General features: G+C 64.8%; 19 protein-coding genes and 1 tRNA gene. 15 read left to right on the forward strand and 5 right to left on the reverse strand.

Annotated features, from left to right (window positions below):
• Positions 1-8 precede the first annotated feature (8 nt).
• From J2X44_RS07835 to J2X44_RS07870, 8 genes are all read left to right on the forward strand, one after another.
• Positions 9-788, forward strand: coding sequence for a fumarylacetoacetate hydrolase family protein (locus tag J2X44_RS07835; protein WP_310088958.1), 780 nt, complete (start codon positions 9-11; stop codon positions 786-788).
• Positions 785-1,216 (forward strand): RidA family protein, encoded by a 432-nt coding sequence (locus J2X44_RS07840; RefSeq protein ID WP_310088959.1) that lies wholly within the window; start codon positions 785-787, stop codon positions 1,214-1,216. The genes J2X44_RS07835 and J2X44_RS07840 overlap by 4 nt, the downstream gene beginning before the upstream one ends.
• Before the next feature lie 5 nt (positions 1,217-1,221).
• Positions 1,222-1,761 carry a 3-hydroxyanthranilate 3,4-dioxygenase gene (locus J2X44_RS07845; RefSeq protein WP_310088960.1) on the forward strand — a complete coding sequence of 180 codons (540 nt, stop codon included), beginning with the start codon at positions 1,222-1,224 and terminating at the stop codon, positions 1,759-1,761.
• Positions 1,758-2,543 (forward strand): fumarylacetoacetate hydrolase family protein, encoded by a 786-nt coding sequence (locus tag J2X44_RS07850; RefSeq protein WP_310088961.1) that lies wholly within the window; start codon positions 1,758-1,760, stop codon positions 2,541-2,543. The genes J2X44_RS07845 and J2X44_RS07850 overlap by 4 nt, the downstream gene beginning before the upstream one ends.
• Positions 2,540-3,481, forward strand: a complete 942-nt coding sequence (locus J2X44_RS07855) for an acetaldehyde dehydrogenase (acetylating) (RefSeq protein WP_310088962.1) — start codon at positions 2,540-2,542, stop codon at positions 3,479-3,481. The genes J2X44_RS07850 and J2X44_RS07855 overlap by 4 nt, the downstream gene beginning before the upstream one ends.
• Positions 3,478-4,506, forward strand: coding sequence for a 4-hydroxy-2-oxovalerate aldolase (dmpG, locus tag J2X44_RS07860; RefSeq protein ID WP_310088963.1), 1,029 nt, complete (start codon positions 3,478-3,480; stop codon positions 4,504-4,506). The genes J2X44_RS07855 and dmpG overlap by 4 nt, the downstream gene beginning before the upstream one ends.
• 81 nt (positions 4,507-4,587) lie before the next feature.
• Positions 4,588-4,663 (forward strand) — tRNA-Thr (locus J2X44_RS07865).
• Between the two features lie 101 nt (positions 4,664-4,764).
• On the forward strand, positions 4,765-6,798 hold the full coding sequence (locus J2X44_RS07870) for a transglycosylase domain-containing protein (RefSeq protein ID WP_310088964.1): 2,034 nt from the start codon (positions 4,765-4,767) through the stop codon (positions 6,796-6,798).
• A gap of 135 nt (positions 6,799-6,933) precedes the next feature.
• Here J2X44_RS07870 and J2X44_RS07875 read toward each other — a convergent pair whose 3' ends face one another.
• Genes J2X44_RS07875 through J2X44_RS07890 form a run of 4 tightly spaced genes read right to left on the reverse strand, consistent with a single transcriptional unit; the run spans position 6,934 to position 13,768 of the window.
• A complete protein-coding gene (locus tag J2X44_RS07875) occupies positions 6,934-8,019 on the reverse strand; it encodes a DNA alkylation repair protein (RefSeq protein ID WP_310088965.1) in 1,086 nt (361 codons plus the stop codon).
• Between the two features lie 36 nt (positions 8,020-8,055).
• Positions 8,056-9,456 carry an efflux transporter outer membrane subunit gene (locus tag J2X44_RS07880; protein ID WP_310088966.1) on the reverse strand — a complete coding sequence of 467 codons (1,401 nt, stop codon included), beginning with the start codon at positions 9,454-9,456 and terminating at the stop codon, positions 8,056-8,058.
• The gene (locus tag J2X44_RS07885) at positions 9,449-12,613 is read right to left on the reverse strand and encodes an efflux RND transporter permease subunit (RefSeq protein WP_310088967.1); all 3,165 of its coding nucleotides are present in this window, start codon (positions 12,611-12,613) and stop codon (positions 9,449-9,451) included. The genes J2X44_RS07880 and J2X44_RS07885 overlap by 8 nt, the downstream gene beginning before the upstream one ends.
• 6 nt (positions 12,614-12,619) lie before the next feature.
• The gene (locus tag J2X44_RS07890; protein WP_310088968.1) at positions 12,620-13,768 is read right to left on the reverse strand and encodes an efflux RND transporter periplasmic adaptor subunit; all 1,149 of its coding nucleotides are present in this window, start codon (positions 13,766-13,768) and stop codon (positions 12,620-12,622) included.
• A 110-nt stretch (positions 13,769-13,878) separates the two neighbouring features.
• On the opposite strand from J2X44_RS07890, the gene J2X44_RS07895 reads away from it, so the two are divergent.
• From J2X44_RS07895 to rplA, 7 genes are all read left to right on the forward strand, one after another.
• Positions 13,879-14,514 (forward strand): TetR/AcrR family transcriptional regulator, encoded by a 636-nt coding sequence (locus J2X44_RS07895; RefSeq protein ID WP_310088969.1) that lies wholly within the window; start codon positions 13,879-13,881, stop codon positions 14,512-14,514.
• 86 nt (positions 14,515-14,600) lie between these two features.
• The gene (locus J2X44_RS07900; protein ID WP_310088970.1) at positions 14,601-15,968 is read left to right on the forward strand and encodes an MFS transporter; all 1,368 of its coding nucleotides are present in this window, start codon (positions 14,601-14,603) and stop codon (positions 15,966-15,968) included.
• Between the two features lie 159 nt (positions 15,969-16,127).
• Complete coding sequence (secE, locus tag J2X44_RS07905; RefSeq protein ID WP_120215766.1) at positions 16,128-16,325, forward strand: preprotein translocase subunit SecE; 198 nt, start codon at positions 16,128-16,130, stop codon at positions 16,323-16,325.
• Positions 16,326-16,360: 35 nt separating this feature from the next.
• Positions 16,361-16,897 carry a transcription termination/antitermination protein NusG gene (nusG, locus tag J2X44_RS07910; RefSeq protein WP_037516051.1) on the forward strand — a complete coding sequence of 179 codons (537 nt, stop codon included), beginning with the start codon at positions 16,361-16,363 and terminating at the stop codon, positions 16,895-16,897.
• 24 nt (positions 16,898-16,921) lie between these two features.
• Positions 16,922-17,851, forward strand: coding sequence for an acyl-CoA thioesterase domain-containing protein (locus J2X44_RS07915; protein ID WP_310088971.1), 930 nt, complete (start codon positions 16,922-16,924; stop codon positions 17,849-17,851).
• Between the two features lie 155 nt (positions 17,852-18,006).
• On the forward strand, positions 18,007-18,438 hold the full coding sequence (gene rplK, locus J2X44_RS07920) for a 50S ribosomal protein L11 (protein WP_120218097.1): 432 nt from the start codon (positions 18,007-18,009) through the stop codon (positions 18,436-18,438).
• A gap of 4 nt (positions 18,439-18,442) precedes the next feature.
• A complete protein-coding gene (gene rplA / locus J2X44_RS07925) occupies positions 18,443-19,141 on the forward strand; it encodes a 50S ribosomal protein L1 (RefSeq protein WP_310088973.1) in 699 nt (232 codons plus the stop codon).
• Between the two features lie 215 nt (positions 19,142-19,356).
• On the opposite strand, the gene J2X44_RS07930 is transcribed toward rplA, so the two are convergent.
• The gene (locus J2X44_RS07930) at positions 19,357-20,004 is read right to left on the reverse strand and encodes a heme exporter protein CcmB (RefSeq protein WP_310088974.1); all 648 of its coding nucleotides are present in this window, start codon (positions 20,002-20,004) and stop codon (positions 19,357-19,359) included.
• Between the last annotated feature and the right edge of the window lie 26 nt (positions 20,005-20,030).

Raw genomic sequence — 20,030 nt, forward strand, 5'->3', positions numbered from 1 at the left:
GAAGATCAATGGCAGACATCGCCGCAATCGCCGCAAAGCTCGACGCCGCCTCCAGCGAGCCGCGGGCGATCCCGCAAATCACCGGGCAGGAGGGCGAATTGTCGCTCACCGACGCCTATGCGATCCAGCGCGCCACGATCGATCACCGGCTGGCGCGCGGCGCGACGCTGGTCGGGGTGAAAATGGGATTCACCAGCGAAGCCAAGATGATCCAGATGGGGCTGACCGACCAGATATGGGGGCGGCTGACGTCCGACATGTTGGTCGCGAATGGCGGCGCAATCGAGCGCGCACGCTTCATCCATCCGCGCGTCGAGCCCGAAATCGCAGTGCGCCTGAAAGCGCCGTTGGTGGGCGAAGTAACGCGCGATTCGGCGTTGGCAGCGGTCGATGCAGTCGCAGCCGCGCTCGAAATCATCGACAGCCGCTATGAAAATTTCCGTTTCGCGCTGGGCGATGTCGTCGCCGACAATGCGTCGTCATCGGCCTTTGTCGTCGGTCCCTGGCTTCCCGCCGATACCGACGTAGCTGATGTCGCGATGGCGATGCGCGTCGATGACGTTGTCGTCGAAACCGGATCGAGCGCGGCGATCCTGGGCGATCCGCTCCGCTCGCTGGTCGCGGCAGCCCGGCTGGCGGGCTCGGCGGGGCTGATGCTCCAGCCGGGCTGGACGATCATGCTCGGCGGCGCAACCGCGGCGGCGGCGATCGGCTCGGCGCGGGTGGTCTCGCTCGACGCCGGGCATCTGGGCCGCGTCGGTTTCACGATTGCGGGGGATGCGGCATGAGCGGTGAGGGACGGGTCATACCCGGCAAGGCGCGGCCGCGCGGCCGCTTTCCGCACTATCGCCGCGCGGGTGATTTTGTGTTCGTGTCGGGCACCAGCTCTCGGCGTCCCGACAATAGTTTCGCGGGCGCATCAGCTGACGAAAATGGCACGGTCAGCCTCGACATCCGCGAGCAAACACGCGCGGTGATCGAGAATATCGCCGCGATCCTCACCGACGCGGGTGGATCGCTGGCCGACGTCGTCGACGTGACGAGCTTCCTCGCCACCATGAACGACTTCGGCGGCTACAACGACGTTTACGCCGAATTTTTCGACGAAGCGGGTCCGACGCGCACGACGGTTGCCGTCCATCAGCTTCCCCATCCCCACCTGCTGATCGAGATCAAGGCCACCGCCTTCATCCCGCGCGCGCCCACGAAAGGATAGCGCCGATGCTGACCTATGGATTGCCCTTCAACTTCCGCCAGTGGATCGAGGATCACCGCGATGTGCTGAAGCCGCCGGTCGGTAACGCCCAGATCTGGGAGGACGCCGACTTCATCGTCACCGTGGTCGGCGGCCCGAACCAGCGCACGGATTATCATGTCGACCCGCTGGAGGAATTTTTCTTTCAGCTGGAAGGCGACATGAACCTGAGGCTGTGGACCGATGATGGTCCCAAGGACATGCCGATCCGCGAGGGCGACATCTTTCTATTGCCGCCGGGCGTGCCGCATTCGCCGCAGCGCCCGGTCGCGGGCAGCGTCGGGCTGGTGATCGAACGCAAGCGGCCCGAGGGAATGATCGACGCGTTTCAATGGTATTGCGACGATTGCGGCCACATCGTCCACCGCGTCGAAGTGCAGCTGAAAAGCATCGTGCGTGACCTGCCGCCGCTGTTCGCCGCTTTTTATGCCAGCGACGAGCTTCGCACCTGCGGCCATTGCGGCGCGGTGCACCCCGGCAAACATGGGCCGCAGGCCGCGGCATGAGCAACATGCACAACCAGGCCGCGCGGCGGCTGCGCGATGCCTATTCGGGCGGGGTGATCGAACCGCCGCGCGACGTGCTGGCGCCGACCGACGCCGACGGCGCCTATGCGGTGCAGACGATCAACACGCGCTTCTGGGAAGCGCAGGGGCGGCGGATCGTCGGGCGCAAGGCGGGGTTGACCGCGAAAGCGGTGCAGGTCCAGCTGGGCGTCGACCAGCCCGATTTCGGGGTGTTGTTCGATGACATGCGGATTGGCGACGGCGGTTCGCTCGATCCGGCGCGGACGATCCAGCCCAAGGCCGAGGCGGAGATTGCGTTCGTGCTCGGCGGCGATCTGCCCGATGTGGACACGACGGTCGCGCAAGTTGCCGCGGCGGTCGCCAGCGTCCACGCCGCGATCGAGATCGTCGACAGCCGCATCGCCGACTGGAAAATCACTTTTGCCGATACGGTGGCGGACAATGGCTCGTCGGCCTTCTTCGTGCTCGCCGATACCGGGTTGGCCGTCGAAGGCCTCGACCTCGAAGGCGCGGCGATGGAGATGACGGTGAATGGCAAGGTCGTATCGACCGGGGTTGGCGCCGCGGCGCTCGGCAATCCGCTCAACGCCGCCGCCTGGCTGGCACAGACGCTCGCGGCGCGCGGCGAGCCGCTCAAGGCGGGCGACATCCTGCTGGCAGGCGCGCTCGGCCCGATGGTCGCGCTGACGCCGGGCGACCATGTCGTGGCGACCATCGCGGGCATCGGCAGCGCCAGCTTCACCTATGGGCCGACCCAATGAACAAAACCAAAGTGGCGATCATCGGGTCGGGCAATATCGGCACCGACCTGATGATCAAGATCATGCGGCTGTCCGAGGTGCTGGAAATGGGCGCCTTTGTCGGCATCGATCCCGAGAGCGATGGGCTGAAGCGCGCTGAACGGATGGGCGTGCCGATCACCGCCGACGGCCTCGACGGGCTGATCGCGCTGCCCGGCTTTGCCGACATCGCGATCGTGTTCGACGCGACCTCGGCGGGCGCACACCAGCACCACAGCGCGGTGCTGATCGGACATGGCAAGCGCGTCATCGACCTGACCCCGGCGGCGATCGGTCCCTATACGGTCCCGCCGGTGAACGGCGACGCGCACCTCGATGCTCCCAACGTCAATATGGTGACCTGCGGCGGGCAGGCGACGATCCCGATCGTCGCCGCGGTAAACCGGGTCGCGAAGGTCCATTATGGCGAGATCGTCGCCTCGATCGCCTCGAAAAGCGCGGGGCCGGGGACGCGCGCCAATATCGACGAGTTTACCGAGACGACGAGCGAGGCGATCATGAAGGTTGGCGGCGCGACGCGCGGCAAGGCGATCATCGTGCTCAACCCCGCCGAACCGCCGCTGATCATGCGCGATACCGTCTATTGCCTGTGCGACGACGGCGACCGCGAGGCGATCCGGGCGAGCGTCGAGGCGATGGTCGCCGAGGTCCAGACCTATGTCCCGGGCTACCGCCTCAAGCAGGCGGTGCAGTTCGAGAGCATCGGCAGCAACGCGCCCTTGCGCATCCCCGAAATGGGCGGGAGCTTTACGGGCCTGAAGGTCAGCGTGTTCCTCGAGGTTGAGGGCGCGGCGCATTATCTGCCCGCCTATGCCGGCAACCTCGACATCATGACCTCGGCAGCGCTGAAGACCGCCGAGAAGATCGCGCTCCGCATGAATGAAGGAGCGGTCGCATGACTTTGGATCCGACTACGACCAAGCTCTATATCCAGGACGTCACGCTGCGCGACGGCATGCACGCGATCCGGCACCAGTACGGCCTCGATCATGTGCGGGCGATCGCCAAGGCGCTCGACCGCGCCAAGGTCGATGCGATCGAGGTTGCGCATGGCGACGGGCTGCAAGGGTCGAGCTTCAACTATGGCTTTGGCGCCCACACCGACTGGGAGTGGATCGGGGCGGTAGCGGAAGTGCTCGAACATAGCGTGCTCACAACATTGTTGCTGCCCGGCATCGGCACGGTTCACGACCTGAAGCGCGCTTATGACCTCGGCGTGCGTTCGGTGCGGATCGCGACGCATTGCACCGAAGCCGATGTGTCAAAGCAGCATATCGAAGCGGCGCGGAACCTGGGCATGGACGTCTCAGGCTTCCTGATGATGAGCCATATGTCGGCGCCCGACGCGCTGGCCCAGCAAGCCAAGCTCATGGAAAGCTATGGCGCGCATTGCGTCTATGTCACCGACAGCGGCGGGGCGATGACGATGGACCAATATGCGGCGCGGCTCGCGGCTTACGATCGCGTTCTCAAGCCTGAGACCCAGCGCGGCGTCCACGCCCACCATAACCTGAGCCTTGGTGTCGCGAACAGCATCGTTGCGGTGCAGAGTGGCGCGATCCGTGTCGATGCCAGTCTGGCGGGTATGGGGGCAGGGGCGGGCAATGCACCGCTTGAAGTGTTCATCGCCGCTGCCGACGTCCATGGCTGGAACCATGGCTGCGACCTGTTCGCGCTGATGGACGCCGCCGAAGATCTGGTGCGCCCGCTGCAGGATCGCCCGGTGCGCGTCGACCGCGAGACACTCACCCTCGGCTACGCCGGGGTTTACTCCAGCTTCCTGCGCCATGCCGAAAAGGCCGCCGCCGACCACGGTCTCGACACCCGCGCCATCCTGGTCGAACTGGGGCGGCGCAAGATGGTCGGGGGACAGGAAGACATGATCACCGACGTCGCGCTCGATATGCTGCGCGACCGCCGTTAAGCCGCCAAGGCCGGGCTGGAAAAATTGAATCGCCACGGCGCTTGTCTTCGCCGAGCCACGCTGTTAGAGGCGCGCCTCGTTGCCGCTTTAGCTCAGTTGGTAGAGCACATCATTCGTAATGATGGGGTCACAGGTTCGAGTCCTGTAAGCGGCACCACTCTCCCGTTCATTCGCGCGCAATCGCCGGGTTGCGATAGCGGGCAGGCCGCATAAGCCATTTGCTTATGCTGTATTGCGATTGTAATACGGCGGGTGAGCATGAACTGGTTCCGCAAATCCGACCATTCCGATCCAGCCGCGGTTGCCGCGTCCTTACCGCCGTCCCCCGCGCCGGTTTCGGGCACGCCACCGCCCATCGTTCCCGAAACGCGGCGGCGCAAATGGCTGCGCCGGATCTCTCGCGGCTTTGCGATTTTCTGCATTATCTTCATGCTGCTCGTCGGCTGGCTGGCGCTGACCGCGCCGTTATCGAAATCGCTCGAACCGATCGCGCCGCCGCAGATCACCTTGCTCGCGTCGGACGGCACGCCGATCGCGCGGATCGGGGCGATCGTCGACACGCCGGTCAAGGCGACTGCGCTGCCCAAGCATGTCACCGGCGCCTTCCTGGCGATCGAGGATCGGCGTTTCTACACCCATATGGGCGTCGATCCGCGGAGTATTGCGCGCGCGGTGTGGAGCAATGTGACCGGCGGGCGGACGCAGGGTGGCAGCACGATCACCCAGCAGCTGGCGAAATTCACCTTCCTGACCCCGAAACGCACGCTGGGCCGCAAGGCGCGCGAGGCGCTGATCGCGTTCTGGCTGGAGGCATGGCTGACCAAGGACGAGATTCTCGAACGCTATCTGTCGAACGCCTATTTCGGCGACAATACCTATGGTTTGCGCGCCGCGTCGCTGCATTATTTCTATCGCCAGCCCGAAAAGCTGACCCCGGCACAGGCGGCGATGCTCGCGGGACTGGTGCAGGCGCCGTCGCGGCTGGCGCCGACCAAGAACCCCGACCTTGCTGAAAAGCGGATGAAACTGGTGCTGAACGCGATGGTCGCCACCGGTTATCTGTCTGAGCAGGAGCGCAAGACGCTGCGTACGCCGCGTATCGATGTCCGCAGCCGCAATACGTTGCCCACCGGTACCTATTTCGCCGACTGGGCGCTGCCCGAGGCGCGCAAGCTCAGCGATGTCGCCTATTCACGCCAGACGATCAAGACGACGCTCGACGCGCGGTTGCAGGCTATCGCGCGGCGCGTGACGAGCCGTGCCGGGATTGGTCAGGCGCAGGTCGCGCTGGTCGCGATGCGCCCCAATGGCGAGGTCGTCGCGATGGTCGGCGGCAAGGATTATGCCGCCTCGCCGTTCAACCGCGCGACGCAGGCCAAGCGCCAGCCGGGCTCGACCTTCAAATTGTTCGTGTATCTTGCGGCGCTGAAGGACGGCTGGGAGCCGGGTGATCTGATCAGCAACGAAGCGATCGAAACCGGCGCGTATCAGCCCAAAAATTCGGGCGGCACCTATTCGAAAACGATCACGCTAGAGGATGCGTTTGCGACGTCGAGCAATGTCGCTGCCGTCCGGTTGCTGCGCGAGGTCGGCGACGACAAGGTCATCGACATGGCGCGCGATCTGGGGGTCACTGCGCCGATGACCAAGGGCGACCCCAGCTTGGCGCTCGGGACATCGAGCATGACTCTGCTCGAACTGACCGCCGCTTATGCCGCGGTTGCCGCGAACAGCTATCCGGTGGTGCCGCACGCGTTCGAGGGCGAGGAGAAGGGCTGGTTCGAAAATCTGGTTTCGGGACCAAGTCGCTTCGGATCGCGCGTACACGGCGACATCGAACAGATGCTGCGCGCCGCGGTCAATCGCGGAACAGGCCGCGCCGCGCGGTTGCCGCAGGCGAATTTCGGCAAGACCGGAACCAGCCAGGATAATCGCGACGCGCTATTCGTCGGTTATGCCAATGGACTGGTGGTCGGGGTGTGGATCGGCAACGATGACAACACGCCGCTGCGCGGTATTTCTGGCGGCGGCCTCCCGGCGCGGATGTGGCGCGATTTCATGACCCAGGCATCGGGGCAGAAAGCGGGGCCGCGGCGCGAAGCCAATCCGCGTGGCCCCGTCGAGCCGCAAGATATTCCAGATGTGGGGGCGATTCCGGTGGGCGACAACAGCAGCATCGGTATCGAAGGCGGCGACGCGGTGATTTCGACCGAAATCAACGGCAGCCGCATCGATCTGCGGTTGCCGATCCCGAAAGAGACGCCTGCGGAACCGGCACCTGCGCCGCCGTGAGGGAGGAAGGCCTCCCGCCCTTGATCCGTTTGTGCTGAGCTTGTCGAAGCGCCTCTTCTCTGAACGTCAGAGGAAAGGACAGCCCTTCGACAAGCTCAGGGCAAGCGGGTAATGGGTTTGCGATGCAATCTTGCGCTACTGTCCACGGTCTGCCAGCAGCTCGAACCCGCTTTCCCCCATCATCTCCCCATTGACGATCAACTCCACCGTATGGCGTCCTGGATGGTGCCGCCGGGTGCTGAAATCGCGGATGACCTGGCTGATCCGCAGCGACGCCGTCGCGCCTGCCGCAAGGCCGAAGGTCTTCCACTTGAAAACCTTCGCCGCGGTCTTGCCGCCAGCTCGCGCATAGTGGATGCGATAATCGACCACCAACGGCTGGTCCTCCGCGGCGGTGGATGAAATTTCGGCGGTGATCGCGATCCGTTCGCCCAACCGCACCACCGGCGGATCGACGGCAAAATCGCGCACCGTAACCGCTGCGCCATGACCGACGCCGATCAGCGCCAGCGCGCGCGGCTCGCCTTGTTTGATCAGGGTGCGTAGCGCGTGGCGAATGATCCAAGTGGTGTGAGCGTTGTCGTTCGGCCACCTCGACAGCCGTTCCAGCAGCCAGTCGGGGCGGTCCTTGGCAACATCGTTGAGATGATTGGCGACCGATTTGCGGACATAGAGGCTGGGGTCCGCCTTCAGCACCTCGAGGATATGCGCCGCGCGCGTCGGGTCGGCCTTCAGCGCCGGGACGCGCGCTGCCCACGGAAGCCGTGGGCGAGCGCCTTCGCTGGCGAGGCGGCGGACATGCTCGTCGCCGCTGTCCGTCCACCGCGCCATTGTCGCCAATGCGCGGTCGGTGTCCTGCGCGAGGAAGGGGCGGATCGCGAATTCGGCGGTGCCGAAGCGCGTCAGGTCGGCCAGCGCGGCCATCGACCGGTCGAAATCATGCTGGCCGTAACGCGCGACATATTCGGTAACCGCGACCGCCTGAAATCCGTGCGTCAGCCGCGGCGCCATCGCGCCGATGACATCCAGCGCCGCAATATAATCGGCAGGCAACGCCGAATGAAGCGCGTCGGCGATATGGCGCACCCGCTCCATGATCGACAGCGCGTCTAGGCCGACCGACGCCGCGGTCAGAAACGCTGATCGATTGAAGTGCGGCGATGCGGCGGTGCCGGCATCGGCGATCACGGCCAGCGCCTGCGGACCCAATATGTCCTTCAACAGGGCAGGGGCGTTGTCCGAAATTGCCTCGGTCCTTCAGCGCCGCTCGACCAGCCCGCCACCGAGTGCAACATACAGCGTCACCAGATTGTCGACCTGTGCGCGCCGGGTTTCGATCAGCGTCTGTTCGGCGGCGAACAGATTGCGTTCGGCGTCGAGCACTTCGAGATAGGTCGATACTCCCTCGCGGTAGCGTTTGCGCGCGAGGTCCGCGATTTGCCGCTGCGCCAGCGTGCCGCGTTCCTGCGCCTCCACCTGTTCGGCCAGATAGCGTCGCCCGGCCAGCGCGTCGGCGACTTCGCGGAACGCGCCTTGGACGGCGCGTTCATAGGTCGCGACCGCGATATTCTCGCGCGCCTCGGCGACGGTCAGATTGCCCTTGTTGCGGCCGAAGTCGAAGATCGGCAGGCTGATCGACGGGCCAAAGCTCCAGCCGAATCCGTCATTACTGAACAGGTTATCGAGCGAACCCGATGCGAAGCCAAGGTTGCCGGTCAGCGAGATCGACGGGAAAAATGCGGCGCGGGCGGCACCAATATTGGCCCGCGCAGCACGCAGCCGTTCTTCGGCCGCCAGGATGTCGGGCCGCGCGACGAGCAGGTCGGACGGCAGTCCGGCGGTCAGCACCGGCGACTGCCCCTGCGCGACAAGCGGCAGCGGCGCGGGCAGCGGTCCGGCCACTGGGCCGCCGGTTAGCACGTTCAGGAAATTGTCGGCCTGCGCCTTGCCGAGCTTCAGGCTCGCCAGCTGCGTCTCAGCCTGCGTCAGCAGGGTTTCGGACTGGCGATAGTCGAGCGCCGACGTCACCCCGGCGTCGAGCCGTCGCTTGGCGATCCGCAGCCCTTCCTTGCGGCTGGTCACCGTCGCCTCGGCGAGCGCAATCTGTTCGGTGGCGCCGCGCGAGGCGAAATAGGTCGATGCGACGTCGCGCACCAGCGCCAGCCGGAATGCACGCTCGGCCTGCTCGGTGGCCAGATATTGGCTGCGCGCCGCTTCCGACAGATTCTTGACCCGGCCCCAGAAATCGAGCTCGAACGACGTGACCCCGACCCCGACCGAATAGCGGCTCGTGGTGTCGGTTCCGGCCCCAGTCAGCGACGGACCGCGGCTGCGCGTTGCTTCGGCGCTCGCGCCCACCGTTGGCAGCCGATCGGCGTCCTGAATCCGGTACAGCCCGCGCGCTTCGTCGATCTGCGCAATCGCCACGGCCAGATCGCGGTTGCGCTCGATGGCTTGGGCAATCAGCACTTCAAGCTGCGGGTCAGCGAAGAAGTCTTGCCACGCGATCTCTGTCGCCCGCTGTCCCAGCGTCACATCGCCCGCAAATTCGGCCGGATAATCGGGTGCGGTTGGCAGGGCCGGGCGCTCGTGCGGCGGCGCCATGTTGACGCACCCCGCGAGCGTCGTGGCAGCGAGCAGCGCGATCAACTTACGCATGACCCGGCTCCTCATGATGGCCTTTTTCGGCAGGTGACGGTGGCCGTTTGCGGCTCAGCCATTTGCGGACCGACAGATAGAAGAGCGGGATGAAGAAGATGCCGAGCAACGTCGCGGCGATCATCCCGCCCATCACCCCCGACCCGACCGCGATGCGGCTCGCCGCCCCCGCGCCGCTCGCAATCACCAGCGGCACCATGCCGAGGATGAAGGCGAGGCTGGTCATGATGATCGGCCGCAGGCGCAGTTTCACCGCCTCCATCACCGCGTCGAGCGTCGATTTGCCCTCGGCCTCCTGCTCGATCGCAAATTCCACAATCAGGATCGCATTCTTCGCCGCCAGCCCGATGATCGTGATCAGCCCGACGTTGAAATAAATGTCGGCCGACAGCCCGCGCAGCATCGAGAACAGCACCGCGCCCAGCACCCCGAGCGGCACCACCAGCAGCACCGACACCGGCACCGACCAGCTTTCGTACAGCGCCGCGAGCAGCAGGAAGACGACGACCAGCGACAGCCCGAGCAGTAGCCCGATCTGGCCCGCCGACTGTTTTTCCTCATAGGAAATGCCGGTCCATTCGAACGCAAAGCCCGGCGGCAGCGTTTCAGCCAGCCGCTCCATCTCGGCCATTGCCTCGCCGGTCGATTGGCCGGGTGCGGGTTCGCCCGAGATCGTCATCGCGGGGTAGCCGTTGTAGCGTTGCAACTGCGGCGCCTCGGCCGACCATGCCGCTTTGCTGAACGACCCGAACGGCACCATGCCGCCGCTCGCGCTGCGGACGCGCAGTTCGAGCACATCCTGCGGGGTCATGCGGCTGGCGGCGTCGGCTTGGAGCAGCACGCGCAGCACGCGGCCCTCGCGGGTGAAGTCATTGGCGTAGGCGCTGCCGAAACTGATGGCGAGCGTCGCGTTGACGTCGCCGATCGACAGACCAAGAGCGCGCGCTTGTACGCGGTCTATATCGACCTTCAGCACCGGGGCATCTTCCTGTCCCTCGGGACGGACATTGGCGAGCAGCTTGCTCTGCATCGCGCCGCCCAGCATCTGGTTGCGCGCCGCGACAAGCGCCTCGCGCCCGTTGGCGCCGCGGTCCTGCAGCTTGAAGGTAAAGCCGCTCGACGTGCCGAGTTCGGGGATCGACGGCGGGCTCAGCGAGAAGGCAAACGCCTCCTTGATCCCCATCAGCGTCCCCATCGCCTTGCCCGCGATCGCATCGGCGCTGTCGCCGTCACCTGTGCGTTCGTCCCACGGCTTCAGCGGGGTGAACATGATCGCGTTCGCCTGCCCCTGCCCGAAAAAACTGAAGCCGTTAACGAGCACGATATTCGCGACCTGCGGCTGTTCGGCAAAGAACGCCTTGACCTGCTTCGTCGCCTCGGCGGTGCGCTGCGATGTCGCGCCGGGCGGTGCCTGCACCACCGTGATCAGATAGCCTTGATCCTCCTGCGGCAGGAAGGATCCGGGCAGACGCGTGAACAGCAAGCCGGTCACCAATACCATTGCGGCGAACACGCCGAGCCAGCGCAGCGGCGCGGCCAAAATCTTGCCGACGCTGCCCTGATAACGATCGGTGGTGCGGCCGAACCAGCGGTTGAAGCCGCCGAAAAAGCGGTCGAAGAAGGCACCGATCTTGCCCTTGCGCGCCGTATCGTCGTGCGGCTTGAGCAAAGTCGCGCACAAGGCGGGCGTCAGCGTCAGCGCCAGCAGCGCCGAGAAAGCAATCGAGATCGCGAGCGTCATCGAGAATTGGCGATAGATGCCGCCGGTCGATCCGGGGAAGAACGCCATCGGAATGAACACCGCGATCAGCACCAAGGTGATGCCGATGATCGCGCTGGTGATCTGCCCCATCGCCTTAACCGTCGCGTCATAGGGCGACAGATGTTCTTCGTTCATGATCCGCTCGACATTCTCGATCACGACGATCGCATCGTCGACGAGGATGCCGATCGCCAGCACCATGCCGAACAGGGTGAGGACGTTGATTGAAAATCCGAACATCCAGAGGCCTAGACACGCCCCGGCCAGCGCGATCGGCACGACAATCGTCGGGATCACCGTCGCGCGCCAGTTCTGCAGGAACAGGAACATGACGAGGAAGACGAGCACCATCGCCTCGACCAGCGTGATGACGACCTCTTCGATCGACAGCTGGATGAACGGCGTCGTGTCATAAGGGATCGACCAGGTGATGTCGGGCGGAAAGCCCTTCGCCAGCTCGGCCATCTGGGCGCGGACGCCTTCCGCCGTCGCCAGCGCGTTGGCGCCGGGGGTCAGCTGAACCGCGAGCCCCGCCATCGGCTTGCCGTTGAGTTCGGATGAAAAGAGGTAGCTCGCGGACCCCAGCTCGACGCGGCCGACGTCGGCCAGCGTCACCGCCGACCCGTCGGGGTTGGCGCGCAGGATGATGCTCTCGAACTGCTCGGGCTTGGTAAAGCGGCCCTGCGTCGTGATGACGGCGTTGAGCTGCGCGCCCTTGGCCAGCGGCTGGTCGCCCAGCTGGCCGCCCGGGGTCTGGCTATTCTGTTCCTGTACCGCGCCAAGGGCTTCGGCGGCCGACAGATTATAGGACGCCAGCTTTTGCGGATCGAGCCAGATCCGCATCGCATATTCGGGTGCGAACGCCTGGACATTGCCGACGCCGTTGACCCGCCGCAGCTCGTCGAGCACCCGCGTGTTGGCGAAGTTGTTGACCTCCATCGGGTCGGTGTTGCCACTCTTCGACGTGACCGCGACGATCAGCAGGAACCCGGAATTGGCTTCGGTTACCGAAATGCCCTGGCGCCGCACGTCTTCGGGCAGGCGCTGCTCGACGCGGCGCAGGCGATTCTGCACTTCCATCTGGGCGTTGTCGATGTCGGTCCCGGCCTCGAAGGTCAGATTGATCGACGCTGTGCCGTTCGATTCGCTGGTCGAGGCCATGTAGAGGAAGCCCTCGACCCCGTTCAATTCCTGCTCGATGACCTGCGTGACATTCTGTTCGAGCGTCTTGGCATCGGCGCCCGGATAGGTGACGCCGATCGACAGCGACGGCGGCGCCACCGACGGATATTGTTCGATCGGCAGGCCGCGGAGCGCGATGATCCCGGAAAGCAGAATGCCGATGGCGAGAACCCATGAAAAAATGGGCCGGTCGATGAAGAAGCGGGGCGTCATGTCAGATCAGCGCTTTGCCGGGTGCGTCGATGCCGTGCCCTTGGGCGGCGCGATCCGCACCGGCTGGCCCGGCTGGACCTTTTGCAAGCCGTCGACGATCACTCGGTCGCCGGGGCGCAATCCGTCGAGTATCGCCCATTGACCGGCAACCATCGCGCCCAGCTTCACCGGGCGCGGGGTCGCGATGTTCTTGGCGTCGAGGACCATCACGCTTGCGGCGTCGGCGGCCAGTTTGACCGCCCGCTGCGGGATCAGCATGCCATCGGCGCGGTTGCCGGCAAAGATGCGCGCGCGCACGAACTGACCGGGCAGCAGCGCCGAGGCGGGGTTGGGGAATTCGGCGCGCAATGCTGCGGTCCCGGTTGCCTCGTCAATTGACAGATCGAGGAAGTCGAGGTGGCCGACAACCGGATAGGCGCTGCCGTCCTCCAGGATCAGCTGGACTTCGACGCGCTCCAATTGCGGCGCGCTGACCTTGCCCGACCCCATGTCGCGGCGGGTCGCCAGCAGGTCCGAACTCGACTGGCCGAAATTGACATAGACGCGGTCGATCTGTTCGATCGTCGTCAGCAAGGTGCCCTGTCCGGCGCTGACCAGCGCGCCCTCGGTGACTTCGGCGCGGCGGGCGCGGCCTGAAATCGGGGCGGTCACCGACGCATAGCCCAGGTTGAGCCGCGCCGATTGCAGATTGGCCTGCGCCGCTTGCACATCGGCTTCGGCGGTGCGCTGCGCGGCGACCGCAGCATCATATTCCTGTTTGCCGATCGCCTGATCGGCCAGCAGCGGCTGATAACGGGCGACGACCTGCCGCGCGTTGGCGGCGGTCGCCTGCGCCCGCGCCAACTGCGCCCGCGCCGCGTTTGAGGTCGCGGTCAACTGGCGCGGATCAATGCGGAACAACGACGTCCCGGCGCGCACGAAGCTGCCTTCGTTGAACAGCCGCCGTTCGACGATGCCGTCGACCCGCGCGCGGACTTCGGAGGTGCGATACGCCTGGACGCGGCCGGGCAGCTCGATCACATTCGGCACCGCCTGCGAGCGGACGGTGACGATGCTGACCTCGGGCGGTGGTGGGGCAGCGGGCTGCTCCGACGAACAGGCGGTGAGCAACAGGGCCAGCGCGGCGACGCTGACGAAAGACCGGGCGCGACTCATAAGAACCCCTGCGTATTGCTGAATTTTGAAACGAAAATGACGCGAAAAACGCGTTGCAATATGCGGCGTGTAATTTAGATTACAGAAAAGCGCAAGGGAGAGAATCGCGCATGACAAAATCCATCCTGCTCGGCTGTCGGCCGGAGCCACCCTCGTTGCGCGAGCGTCGTCAGGGCGCGATCATGGACGCCGCCGAGGCGCTGTTTCTGGAACAGGGCTATGACCGCACCAGCCTGGCCGAAATCGTCAAACGGTCGGGCGGTTCGCTCGCGACCCTCTATGACCTGTTCGGCAACAAGCAGGGACTGCTCCACGCGATCGCTGCCCGCTGGGGCGACGAAACCGCGCTCGAACCGGTCGATCCACACGCGGCGTCGAACCAATCGAACGCCGAGGTGCTCACGCGCTATGCGCGCCGCCAATGCGAGATGATGCGGTCACCGCGGGCGGTCGCGCTGATGCGGATGCTGATTTCGGAAAGTTTGCGGGATCGCGAGTTTGCGCTGCAAATCTATCGCGATCTGCATATTCCCGCGGTCGAAGAGATGTCGGCATTGTTCACCAAATGGGCGGCAGCAGGGGAGGCCGAAATCGACGATCCCGAAGCCGCGGCGAAATTGTTACTCAGCATCGTCATCGGCGACTCGATGCTCCACGCGCTGGCGGGTCTGCAGGACGAGTGGCTCGATAACGACCAGTTGGACTGGCGCCTGCGACCGTTCCTTGCCCATTTCAAGATCACCTAGCATCGACGTCAGCTGGCGGCGCAGTCTATTGACATGACTGTCAACAACTGAAAGCCTGCTGCTTTCGGTTTCGGGAGCAACGCGTCTTGGCGAGTACTGCCCTGCCATCGGCTGGCCAACCCGGCGGGGACGCAGCGTTGCGCCCGCGCACGGTTGCCGCCTATGCTGCGACCGCCGGGCCGACGGTCATCCTTGGTCTGCCGTTCAGCGTCTATCTGCCGCCTTACATTGCCGAGGGTGGGGTGATTTCGGTGGCCCTCGTCGGCCTGCTGTTTTCACTCACCACCATCTGGGACGGGGTCGTCGACCCGCTGATCGGGACGATGGTCGACCGGGTCCGCACCGGGCCGGGGGCGCATCGGCGCTGGATGCTGCTGGCGCTGGTGCCATTGTCACTGTTGTTGCTCGCGCTCGTCACCGTGGGCGATAGGCTGCCGTTTGCTGCGCTGTTCGTGATGATGGTGCTCTTTTATTCCAGCTTCAGCCTGTATGAGGTCGCGCAACTGTCGTGGGGTTCGGCCTTGGTGCGTTCGCCGCGTGACAGCGCGCTGCTGTACGGAGTGCGCGACTGGTTCGCGAAAATCGCGCTGATCCTGGCCTTTGCGGCGCCCGCGGCGGCGCAGCTGCTGATCCCCGGGGTCAGTCTGCAGGGGCGGATCATGGCCTATGCCAGCCTGTTTCTGCTGATGGTGCCGATCGCGCTGGTCGCGATCCGCATCGTCCCGCCGCGGCCGGTGATCGCCGAGGCTGGGATCGGCTGGCGCCAGGAAATTCGCGCATCGCTGTCCTTTCCGCCGCTGATCCTGCTGCTGGGCGTGCAATTCCTCAACAGCTTTGCCTTTGGGTCGCTGACCTCGTTGTTCGTGTTCTTCGCCGCCGCGGTGCTCGATCTCGACGGGCAGAGCGCCATCTTGCTGTTCGCCAGCTTCATCGGCGGGGCGATCGCGTCGCCGATCTGGACGCTGCTGGCGCGGCGCTACGGCAAGCCGCCGATGATGATCGCGATGGGGCTGCTGATCTCCGGCCTGCTCATCGTGACTCTGTTCCAGCAGCCGAGGGGTATCGTCCAGGCGGCGGGGTTTTCAATCATGCTGGGCACCGGATTCGTCGGCCTGCTGTTCACCCATTCGATGCTTGCCGACCTGATCCCGCGCGACGCGGCACGGTGCGGGCGTAGCCGGGCGGCCTTTCTGTTCGCGCTGCTTAACCTGATGCAGAAATTCGGCGTCGCGGCCGCGATCGCGGTCAGCTATCTGCTGCTGGACGTCGTCGGTTTCGATCCGCGCGACGGCGTTGCGGCGTCGCACGAGCTGCATTTGTTGTTCGCGCTCCAGCCCACCGCCAGCTGGATGGTCATGGTCGGGCTGCTGATCGCGATGCAGCGGGCGCTGCGGCGCGACGCCGATCCCGCTCTTGCCGACCCTGCACTTGCAATCGCTTCGCCGCGCCAGTAAAGGCCGCTGTCATTCGGACAGATGCGCCGTTTTCCTTCCGCCTTTCGCCGACATGCTCGGCAAGGGTGGGCGGAGTATTGCCCAAAAGCGCGCTTGACGCCGGGGGCAAGGCAACCCATCTGGCCCGGATCGGAATATTATTAGGACAGGACGATCGACATGGCGAAAACCAGCCCGGCTGAGTTCATCAATCAGGTGCGCGCCGAAGCCAAGAAGATCGTCTGGCCCACGGGGCGCGAGACGGTGCAGACGACGATCATGGTGCTGATCATGACGACGATCCTCGCGCTGTTCTTTTTCGGCGTCGACACGGTTTTCAACGCGATCGTCAGCTGGCTGACGTCGCTCGCGCGCTAATCGCCCGCGGCTACAGGGACAGGATATAGATACACATGGCGCGCTGGTACATCATTCACGCCTATTCGGGTTTCGAAAACAAGGTTCGCGATTCGGTGTTGTCGGAGGCCGAACGCATGGGCTTGACCGATTTCGTCGAAGCCGTCGAAGTGCCGGTCGAAACCGTGACCGAGGTGAAGCGCGGCAAAAAGGTCCAGGCCGAACGCAAATTCTTCCCCGGCTATGTCCTCGCCAAGTTGACGATGACCGACGATGTCTATCACTTGGTGAAGAACACGCCGAAGGTAACGGGCTTCCTGGGTTCGATGGGCAAGCCGCAGGCGATCAGCGAAGCCGAAGCCGCGCGCATCCTGAACAGCAAGGAAGAGGCGGCTGCCCGTCCGAAGCAGGAAATCCGCGTCGATTACGAAATCGGCGACCAGGTCAAGGTGCTCGACGGTCCCTTCGCCAGCTTCAACGGGCTGGTCGAGGAACTCGATTTCGAAAAGGCGCGCGTCAAGGTGTCGGTGTCGATCTTCGGTCGCGCCACCCCGGTCGAGCTCGACTTCGAACAGGTCGAACGCTTCAAATAACGACCAGAGGGACGGGCGGACATCGTGGTGGCGCTTTCCCCCGAACAGATTCAGGCGCGCATCGAACGCGCGCGCGAGATCAACGCCAGCGTCGATGCGGCCAAGGTCGTCGGCGCGGTCGCGCGGCTGTTCGACCTCGAACCCGCTGAAGAACCCGATGAATTTACCTTCCCCGCCCTCGCAACCACCGCGCGCGAACGGATTTTCGGCGGCCAGGTGATCGCGCAGGCGATGGTCGCCGCGGCGCGCACCGTCGATACGGGCAAAGAGGTCCATTCGCTCCACGCCTATTTCCTGCGCGGCGGCGACGAGACGAAACCGCTGCATTTTCGCGTCCACCGCGATTTCGACGGGCGCAGCTTTGCCAACCGACGCGTCGTCGTGCGCCAGGACGGCAAGGTCATCTTTAACCTGACCGCCTCGTTCCAGCTGCGCGCCCCCGGCCTGTCGCATCAGGTGCCGATGCCCGACCTGCTGCCGCCCGAGCAATGCCGCGACTTCCTGGAGACGATCGCCGCCGATCCGAATATCTCGGACCAGGCCTTTGCCCATATGGCGCGGCGGCGGCCGTTCGAATTGCGCAACCATCGCCCGCCTGCATCGGCCAAGGCGACCCAGCATTATCAGTGGTTCCGTGTTGCGGCGCCGATCGGCGACGATCCGCTGGTGCACCGCGCCTTCCTGGCCTTTGCGTCCGACATGGGGCTGTTGTCGTCGGCGATGCTGCCGCACGGTCTCAACTGGTCGACCCCCGGGCTGTTTTCAACCAGCCTCGACCATGCGATGTGGTTCCATAATGACATCCGCGTCGACGAATGGTTTGTCTTCGTCATGGACAGCGACTGGACCGGCGGCAGCCGCGGGATCAATCGCGGTTCGATCTATCGCCGCGACGGCACCCTGATTGCCTCGGCGGTGCAGGAAGGGCTGCTGCGCTACGACCCGCCCGCATAAGGCTTGTTTTCTTACGTCTTTACGCTTATGCGCGCCGCTTCGCGTCAGATACGGGCGTGATTCCGCGCGGGAGGAAGGGGTGATGCCCTTCTGTTCGACCGCTAATTTTGAGCCTTGGACCCAAGTCCGGGGCAACAGAAAGACAGGAGGCCATCATGGCTAAGAAGATCAGCGGCTATATCAAGCTGCAAGTTCCGGCGGGGACCGCAAACCCCTCGCCGCCGCTCGGGCCGGCCCTCGGCCAGCGCGGTGTCAATATCATGGAATTCTGCAAGGCGTTCAACGCAGCGACAGATGGCATGGAAAAAGGCACCCCGACCCCGACCATCATCACCGTGTTCGCCGACAAGAGCTTTTCGTTCGTTACGAAGACCCCGCCGGCAACCTATCTGATCAAGAAGGCCGCGAACCTGAAGTCGGGCTCGAAGGAGCCCGGAAAGATCAGCGGCGGAAAGATCGCCCGCTCGAAGCTGACCGAAATCGCCGAGATCAAGATGAAGGATCTTAACGCGAACGATCTGGAACAGGCAACGAAGATCATCGAGGGCAGCGCGCGCTCGATGGGCCTCGAAGTGACGGAGGGCTGATCCGATGGCAAAGCTGACCAAGAAGCAGAAAGCGCTTGAAGGCAAGGTTGATGCGCTGAAGCTGCACACCGTCGACGACGCGCTGAAGACCGTTCGCGAACTGGCCTCGGCCAAGTTTGACGAAACGCTCGAAATCGCGATGAACCTGGGTGTCGATCCGCGCCACGCCGACCAGATGGTCCGCGGCGTCGTGACGCTCCCCGCCGGTACCGGCAAGGACGTCAAGGTCGCCGTGTTCGCGCGCGGCGATAATGCCGACAAGGCGCTGGCCGCCGGTGCCGACAAGGTCGGCGCCGAAGACCTGATGGAAGACATGCTCGCGGGCAACCTCGACTATGGCCGCGTCATCGCGACGCCGGACATGATGGGTATCGTCGGCCGCCTGGGTAAGACGCTGGGTCCGAAGGGCCTGATGCCGAACCCGAAGCTGGGCACCGTGACCCCGAACGTCGCCGAAGCCGTGAAGGCCGCCAAGGGCGGTCAGATCGAATTCCGCGTCGAAAAGGTCGGTATCATCCATGCCGGTTTGGGCAAGCTGTCGTTCGGCGAGGAAAAGCTCCGCCAGAACTTCGACGCCTTCGTCGACGCGATCGTCAAGGCCAAGCCGGCAGGTGCAAAGGGCAAATATGTCCGCAAGATCGCGCTGTCGTCGTCGATGGGTCCGGGCGTGAAGGTCGATACGGCCGACGTGACTGGCGCCTGATTTCAGGCAGGCACATGATTTAGGGGAGGGCCGGGGGAAACTCCGGCCCTTTTCTTGTGTCTGTTTCGAGGTGGTGAGCTGCTATTCCCCAAATTCGTCATCCCCGCGAAAGCGGGGACCCAGAGCGTGCGTAGGCTAACCCCACCCTAGGTTCCCGCTTTCGCGGGAATGACGAAGTTGTAGGATCCTGAACGTCTACTTCCGGTCGCTAGCGGTCATTCCCTCAACCCCCGCATCGCCGCGCCCGCCGCAAACGGCCCGATCATCGTCAGCAGCAAACTCGTCGCGCCCAGCAATTTCATCGCCCCGCGTGCCGACGGGTCGAGCATCCCCGCGCCAAAGATCAGCAGTGGAATCGCCAGCGGCAGTATCAGCAGTCCGCCGATCGCGCTGCCGCCTTTCAGCCCCGCGGTCAGCGCCGCACTCAGCACCGCGAGCGATGCCAGCGCCGGGATCGCGATCGCAATCCCTACCGCCAGCACCTCCACCCGCCCGGCGTCCTGTGCCAGCAACGCCGCCGCCGGAAACAGCGCGATCATCAACGGCAATCCGAACGCGATCGCGTGCGCCAATATCTTGACCGCTGCGATCACCTCATCGGCGATACCGCGCACCGCGAGCTGATCGAGCACCCCGGCATCGCGGTCGGGGCGCACCAGCCGATCGATCGGCAGCAACGCCGCGAGCAGCGCCGCGACCCAGACCATCCCGCCACCCGCGCGGCGCAGCAGCGGCGCATCGGGGCCCACCGCAAAGGGGAAAGCGGTCGCGACGAGCAGGAAGAATAGCACCGGCAACCACAGCGCCCCGCTGCCCCACGCGCGGCGCAGGTCGCGCCAGAACAGGGCGAGGAGGGTGGTCATGACTGTCCTATCCCACGCCGATTACC

It is taken from the genome of Sphingopyxis sp. BE259 (assembly GCF_031457495.1).
In the GTDB taxonomy this organism is placed as follows: domain Bacteria; phylum Pseudomonadota; class Alphaproteobacteria; order Sphingomonadales; family Sphingomonadaceae; genus Sphingopyxis.